Origin of the sequence: Catenulispora pinisilvae (assembly GCF_015356865.1) — a bacterium.
Lineage (GTDB): Bacteria > Actinomycetota > Actinomycetes > Streptomycetales > Catenulisporaceae > Catenulispora > Catenulispora pinisilvae.
This window is the reverse complement of the sequence record NZ_JAAFZA010000398.1, coordinates 1-6,014: the sequence shown is the minus strand read 5'-3', so window position 1 is coordinate 6,014 and position 6,014 is coordinate 1. Positions and strand designations below refer to the sequence as shown.

General features: G+C 70.0%; 7 protein-coding genes. 2 read left to right on the top strand and 5 right to left on the bottom strand.

The genetic code is table 11. The annotated features are described in order from the left end of the window. Positions 1-398: M23 family metallopeptidase (locus tag IZR01_RS47685; protein WP_228561377.1), on the top strand; the 398-nt coding region annotated here is incomplete at its 5' end. An 84-nt stretch (positions 399-482) separates the two neighbouring features. Here IZR01_RS47685 and IZR01_RS47680 read toward each other — a convergent pair. After that, the gene (locus IZR01_RS47680; RefSeq protein ID WP_194899511.1) at positions 483-983 is read right to left on the bottom strand and encodes a MarR family winged helix-turn-helix transcriptional regulator; all 501 of its coding nucleotides are present in this window, start codon (positions 981-983) and stop codon (positions 483-485) included. Positions 984-1,097: 114 nt separating this feature from the next. Here IZR01_RS47680 and IZR01_RS47675 point away from each other — a divergent pair, with 114 nt between their 5' ends. Beyond that, positions 1,098-1,598 (top strand): YceI family protein, encoded by a 501-nt coding sequence (locus tag IZR01_RS47675; protein WP_194899509.1) that lies wholly within the window; start codon positions 1,098-1,100, stop codon positions 1,596-1,598. A 29-nt stretch (positions 1,599-1,627) separates the two neighbouring features. Here the strand turns inward: IZR01_RS47675 and IZR01_RS47670 are convergent, their stop codons facing one another. The 4 genes from IZR01_RS47670 to IZR01_RS47655 form a co-directional block, all read right to left on the bottom strand. Beyond that, positions 1,628-2,398: a DUF8185 domain-containing protein gene (locus IZR01_RS47670; RefSeq protein WP_194927712.1), complete on the bottom strand. Its 771-nt coding sequence runs from the start codon at positions 2,396-2,398 to the stop codon at positions 1,628-1,630. Continuing rightward, positions 2,395-2,796, bottom strand: coding sequence for an acyl-CoA thioesterase (locus IZR01_RS47665; RefSeq protein WP_369125443.1), 402 nt, complete (start codon positions 2,794-2,796; stop codon positions 2,395-2,397). The genes IZR01_RS47670 and IZR01_RS47665 overlap by 4 nt, the downstream gene beginning before the upstream one ends. A gap of 140 nt (positions 2,797-2,936) precedes the next feature. Continuing rightward, positions 2,937-4,601 (bottom strand): energy-dependent translational throttle protein EttA, encoded by a 1,665-nt coding sequence (gene ettA / locus IZR01_RS47660; protein WP_194927710.1) that lies wholly within the window; start codon positions 4,599-4,601, stop codon positions 2,937-2,939. Positions 4,602-4,841: 240 nt separating this feature from the next. Next, positions 4,842-5,648 carry a phosphodiester glycosidase family protein gene (locus IZR01_RS47655; RefSeq protein WP_194899505.1) on the bottom strand — a complete coding sequence of 269 codons (807 nt, stop codon included), beginning with the start codon at positions 5,646-5,648 and terminating at the stop codon, positions 4,842-4,844. Positions 5,649-6,014: the final 366 nt, after the last annotated feature.

Sequence of the window (6,014 nt, the reverse complement as noted above, 5' to 3'; positions counted from 1 at the left end):
CGACCCACGTGTCGCCCCTCCCCGGCGCCCGCGTGACCGCCACCTTCGGCGCCGGCGGCGCCAACTGGAGCAGCGGCAAGCACACCGGTCTCGACCTCGCCGCGCCGCACGGCACCCCGATCCGGGCGGTCGCCGACGGCACGGTCGTCTCCGCCGGCTGGGCCGGGCCCTATGGTCTGCGGGCCGTCGTGAAGCACGCCGACGGCACGTCCACCGCCTACAACCACATGGCGCGCGTGGCGGTCTCAGGGGGCTCCATCGCGGCCGGGCAAACCGTCGGCTACCTCGGTTCCACCGGGAACTCGACCGGCCCGCACCTACACTTCGAAGTCACGACCGGCGACGGCGCGTTCATCGACCCGCTCGGCTGGCTTCGCGGGAAGGGCGTCACGGTCTGACCGCGGCGGTGAGTCAGGGGTAGTCGACTGACGCGCTGCGTGCGTCAGCACCGGTCAGCACGCGTCAGCACGCGTCGGTACGCGTCAGCACCCGCCGACACTCCCCGCGCCGCCCGGATCCAACCCCGCCACCGACTTCACCAGCGCCGCGAAGCCCTCCGTCCCCAGCGGCTCGACCGCGCGCTCGCGCAGCGCCCCGAGGAAGGTGCGGATCGCCTCGCTGGCCACCTCGAGACCATGGTCGGTCAGCGTCACCAGGATCACCCGGCGGTCGGCGGCCGAGGGGGCGCGCTCGATCAGCCCGGCCTCGGCGAGCCGGTCGGCGACCTTGGTGGTGCCGGCCGTGGAGAAGCCGAGGATCCCCGACAGCTGGCTCATCTTCGCCGTGTACTCGGGGCTGCTGACCAGGTACCACAGCGCCTGGAAGGCCGAGGGCGACACGCCGGTGCTGGCCTCGACGTCGTCGAGCAGCCGGCCGTTCAGCCGCCGGAACGCCGCCTGGAGCTGGTTCCACTGCCGCAGCAACGCCAGGTCCGCCGTCGAGGGGCAGGCCCCTTCTCCCACACTGTGCCCTTCCGTCCCCATCACGTTGACCAGGATAGGCCACCGGGCTACTATCTCGCTAGTTAGCTAATTGCTGGCGAGAAGATTGCGCGCTACCTATCTGCGCACCGTCCGCTACCTGTGTGGGAGCCCGTCATGAGCGAGAAGTGGATCCTCGATCCCGCCGGCCACGAGGTGGCCGTCCGCAACAAGACCTTCTGGGGGCTGGTCACGGTCCGCGGCGTGTTCCAGACCGTCCACGGCCAAGGCGTGCTGGCCGACGACGGGACCGGCGAGGGCACCGTGACCGTCGACGCCGCGTCGCTGAACACCCGGCTGGGCAAGCGCGACGACCACCTGCGCTCGGCCGACTTCTTCGACGTCGAGCACCACCCGACGTTCCAGTTCGCCGTCGACCGGATCGGCCCGGTGACCGCCGACAGCGCCGAGGTCGAGGTCCGGGGCACGCTCAAGGTGCGCGAGACCGTCCAGCCGATGACGTTCCTGGCGCACGCCGACCGGCGCGGCGACAGCGTCACGCTGACCGCGACGATCCCGTATGTGCGCAAGGACTTCGGGATGACGTGGAACCAGCTCGGCATGATGGCCGGGAAGGGTGAGATACGGGTCAAGCTGCGGTTCACGCTGGAGGGCTGAGTTTGGTCAGTGCGGCTGGCTGAGCCTGTTCAGCCGGCCAGCAGTCCGGTCCCGGTACGCACCACGACGGTCCCGAACGGCGCGTCCAGCCGCAGCCACCGCCCCGCCGACCGCACCACGGCCGACGCGGACTGCGCCTGCCCGAGGAACGCCATCGCCCGGGCGGCGTGCGCGGCCCGCACCGGCAGCCCGAAGGACAGCGGCCGGTCCCAGATCTCCGCGGCCAGGCCGTCCACGGACGCCCGGGTCCGCTCCCGGTCGGGAATCGCCTCGGCCCGCTCCTTGAACTCGGCGATCCCGGCCAGCGCGGCGGTCTCCACCTCCGCGACCGGCAACTCGCCGACCGCCTGCCAGCCGACGCGCGGCGGCAGGAACCCGGTCCAGGCCGTCGCCCCGGCCAGCGGGCGGGGCAGGGCCAGCGAGCCGTCGTCGGCGATCGCGTGGAGCAGGTCGCCGGCCGAGACGGTGATGTCGATGTCGCTGGTGTCGGCGCCGGCGCCGGTGTCGCTGGTGTCGGTATCGGCGATGTCGGCGATATCGGTGTCGGCGGTGGTGGCGTTGCCGTTGCCGTTGGCCACGGTGATATCAGGGCCGGTCACGGCCTCGCCGGGGCCCAACGCGACCACGCGCAGCGTCAGCACATCGAACGGCGGCTGCCCGTAAACGCCGATCGCGGACCCCGAAGCCACCACCCGCACCGCCGCGGCCTTGTCGAACCGCAGCAGCCGGCTCAGGTATCCGCCCAGGTCGGCGGCCTCGGCCGGACCGGCCAGCAGCAGCTCCGACACCCGCGCGTTCATGCCGCCGCCGGGGTGTAGTACTCGCCGAGGTAGTCCTTCTCCATCGGCGACAGCCGCCGCGGATAGCCGCCCGCGATGTTGAACGGCACCAGCACCGACGAGGCGATCGCGTAGACCTGCTCGTCGTCGCGCACCTCGTAGGCGACGGTGAACTTCGCCGTGGCGATAGCCGTCACCCACACCTCGACCCGCACCGGCTCGGGCCGGTAGACCAGCGGGCGCTTGTATTCGATCTCGTGCTTGGCGACCACGGTGCCGAACGTGGCGAACCCCTCCACCCCGGCCTCGGAGGCGCGGCGGAACATCCAGTCCACCCGCGCCTCCTCCAGATAGCGGAGATAGACCACGTTGTTGATGTGCTGGTAGGCGTCCATGTCGGACCACCGCAGCGGGCACAGGTAGACGTGCCGCCGCCCCGGCCCTTGCGGCGCCGGGGGCGCCTCGCGGGACGGGGAGGCGGTCGGCGTGTTCGTCGACGCGCTCGTCGGCGTGTTCGCCGTCTTGCCCGTCGTCGTGCTCGTCTCGGCGGTGCCGGTCATCAGTCGCGCGTCAGCTTCCGGTAGGTGGCGCGGTGCGGACGCAGCGACTCCGGGCCCAGGCGCTCAGCCTTGTTCTTCTCATAGCCCTCGAAGTTGCCCTCGTACCAGAACCACTTCGAGTCGCCCTCCCACGCCAGGATGTGCGTGGCGACCCGGTCCAGGAACCAGCGGTCGTGGGAGATGACCACGGCGCAGCCGGGGAAGTCCAGCAGCGCGTTCTCCAGCGAGGTCAGGGTCTCGACGTCCAGGTCGTTGGTGGGCTCGTCGAGCAGCAGCAGGTTGCCGCCCTGCTTCAAGGTCAGCGCCAGGTTCAGCCGGTTGCGCTCACCGCCGGAGAGCACGCCGGCGGGCTTCTGCTGGTCCGGGCCCTTGAAGCCGAACGCCGAGACGTAGGCCCGCGAGGGCATCTCGACCTGGCCGACCTTGATGTAGTCCAAGCCGTCGGAGACGACCTCCCACAGCGACTTCTTCGGGTCGATGCCGGAACGGCCCTGGTCGACGTAGGAGATCGAGACGGTCTCGCCGATCTTGACCGACCCGCCGTCCGCCTGCTCCAGGCCCACCATGGTCTTGAACAGCGTGGTCTTGCCCGCGCCGTTCGGGCCGACGACGCCGACGATGCCGTTGCGCGGCAGCGTGAAGGACAGGTCGTCGATCAGCACCCGGTCGTCGAAGCCCTTGACCAGGTCGGAGACCTCGATCACGACGCTGCCCAGACGCGGGCCCGGCGGGATCTGGATCTCCTCGAAGTCGAGCTTGCGGATCTTGTCCGCCTCAGCCGCCATCTCCTCGTACCGGGCCAGTCGCGCCTTGCTCTTGACCTGGCGGGCCTTGGCGTTGGAGCGGACCCACTCCAGCTCTTCCTTCAGCCGCTTCTGCCGCTTGACGTCCTTCTGGCCCTCGACCCGCATACGCGAGGCCTTGGTCTCCAGGTACGTCGAGTAGTTGCCCTCGTAGGGGTAGGCCCGGCCGCGGTCCAGCTCCAGGATCCACTGGGCGACGTTGTCCAGGAAGTACCGGTCGTGGGTGACGGCGACCACCGTGCCCGCGTACTTCTCCAGGTGCTGCTCCAGCCAGTTCACCGACTCGGCGTCCAGGTGGTTGGTGGGCTCGTCGAGCAGCAGCAGGTCGGGGGCCTCCAGCAGCAGCTTGCACAGCGCGACCCGGCGCTTCTCACCGCCGGAGAGCACCTTGACGTCGGCGTCGCCGGGCGGGCAGCGCAGGGCGTCCATCGCCTGCTCGATCTGCGAGTCCAGCTCCCAGGCGTTGCGGTGGTCCAGCTCGTCCTGGAGCTTGCCCATCTCGGCGAGCAGCTCGTCGGAGTAGTCGGTGGCCATCTGCTCGGCGATCTCGTTGAACCGCTTGAGCAGGTCCAGGGTGTCCTTGACGGCCTCCTGGACGTTCTCCAGCACGTTCTTGGTCTCGTCGAGTGGGGGCTCCTGCAGCAGGATCCCGACGGAGGCGCCCGGCGCGAGGTTGGCGTCACCGTTCGACGCCGTCTCCAGCCCGGCCATGATCTTCAGCACGGTGGACTTACCCGCACCGTTCGGACCGACGACGCCGATCTTCGCCCCCGGCAGGAACGACAGGGTCACGTCGTCGAGGATGACCTTGTCGCCGTGGGCCTTACGCGCCTTGCGCAGGGTGTAAATGTACTCCGCCATGACCTAGAGCTTAGTTGCCGCGGGTTAATGGTTATGACGCCTTCACTCGGAAGGCGGGAGTGTGACGGGGGTCACGGGTGGTGTCAGGGTTCTTAGTTCGGGGGTGGAGTGGGTTTTTGGTGGGGTTTTTGGTGGGGTTCCTGGTCGGGTTCCTGGTCGGGTTCCTGGTCGGGCTCCTGGTCGGGCTCCCGGTCGGGCTCCCGGTCGGTTTCGGGGGTTGCTTGCTTTGCGCTTTGCGCTTCAGCAGGCCAGCGGATCGGCGAGGCTGGCGTCCGCCGGGCGCGCCCGCGACATCCCGCTGACGTCCACGCACCCACCCTGCGCACCGGCGGCGCGGGCGTAGACGGCGACGAAGTCCCGCGCCGAGGGACTGAAGTATCGCTCAGCGGGCCGCGGGTAGTCGCCCCACTTGAAGGGGCGCGGGTCGCCGGCGCTCGCGGAGGAGTCGTACGCCATGAACGACGGCCAGCTGATGTTGATGTCCAACTCCATGGCCCGCACCGCCCCGGCCCGCTGCAACGCGGTGGCCAACGAGCGCGGCGACATCGTCGGCCCCAGCGCGAAGACGACGTCGCCGGCAGCCGTGACCCCGACCCCGGAACGACGGACGTAGGTAGCGCCGCCGTCGGTGACCCCCCAGGTGAAGAGCGAGTCGATGTCCGGAGCGATCCGACCGCCATCGATCATCAACTGCCGCTGCTGCCGCACACCGACGACATCGGAGTCCAGCTTCACGTCCCGGCCCCACACCCCGACCGTGAAGGAACCATCCCGCCGGAAGACTTCGGCCGCGACGCCGGGGACGAGGGGACCGTACTGCTTGCCGTCGAGGTAGAAGCCACCCTCGGAATCACCCATAAGGAAGCCACCATTCCACGTGGCGACCAGCCCATCGCGCCGATCACGCGGCAGCATGTCCGGCTGCGACCAACTACCGCCGGGCTGCGAGTACCCGGGATGCAACTCGAAACGAGCCGCCGACTGCTTGATCCACGCGATCGCCACAGGCGAGGAACTACCCGCGGCATGCAGGAGCGTCCCCTGCACAACGGGCTCCCCGCGCGAGTCGGTGGTAAGGACGCGCCACTGCCCCTCGTCAGAAAACGCACGATCACCAGGCGCGACAAGCGGAGCCTGGAGCGGATACATACGCTGCGGCACCACCCGCGAAGCGACGGGCTGCGCAAGGCGAGGCGGCATCGCGGCACCCGCGGCCAGCGGCTGCCCAGACGACGCCACATACCGCGCCGCCACCGCCCCGGTCACCGCCGCGGCCACCGCGGCACCGACCGCCACTGCTGGAATCCATCGCGCTCGACCGCGCTTCATGTCGCCCACTGCGGTGTCTTGCCCTGGGGGGTGGGCGGGCAGACGGCGCCGAATGGCTGATGTGGGGGTGCGGGAGTGCACTGA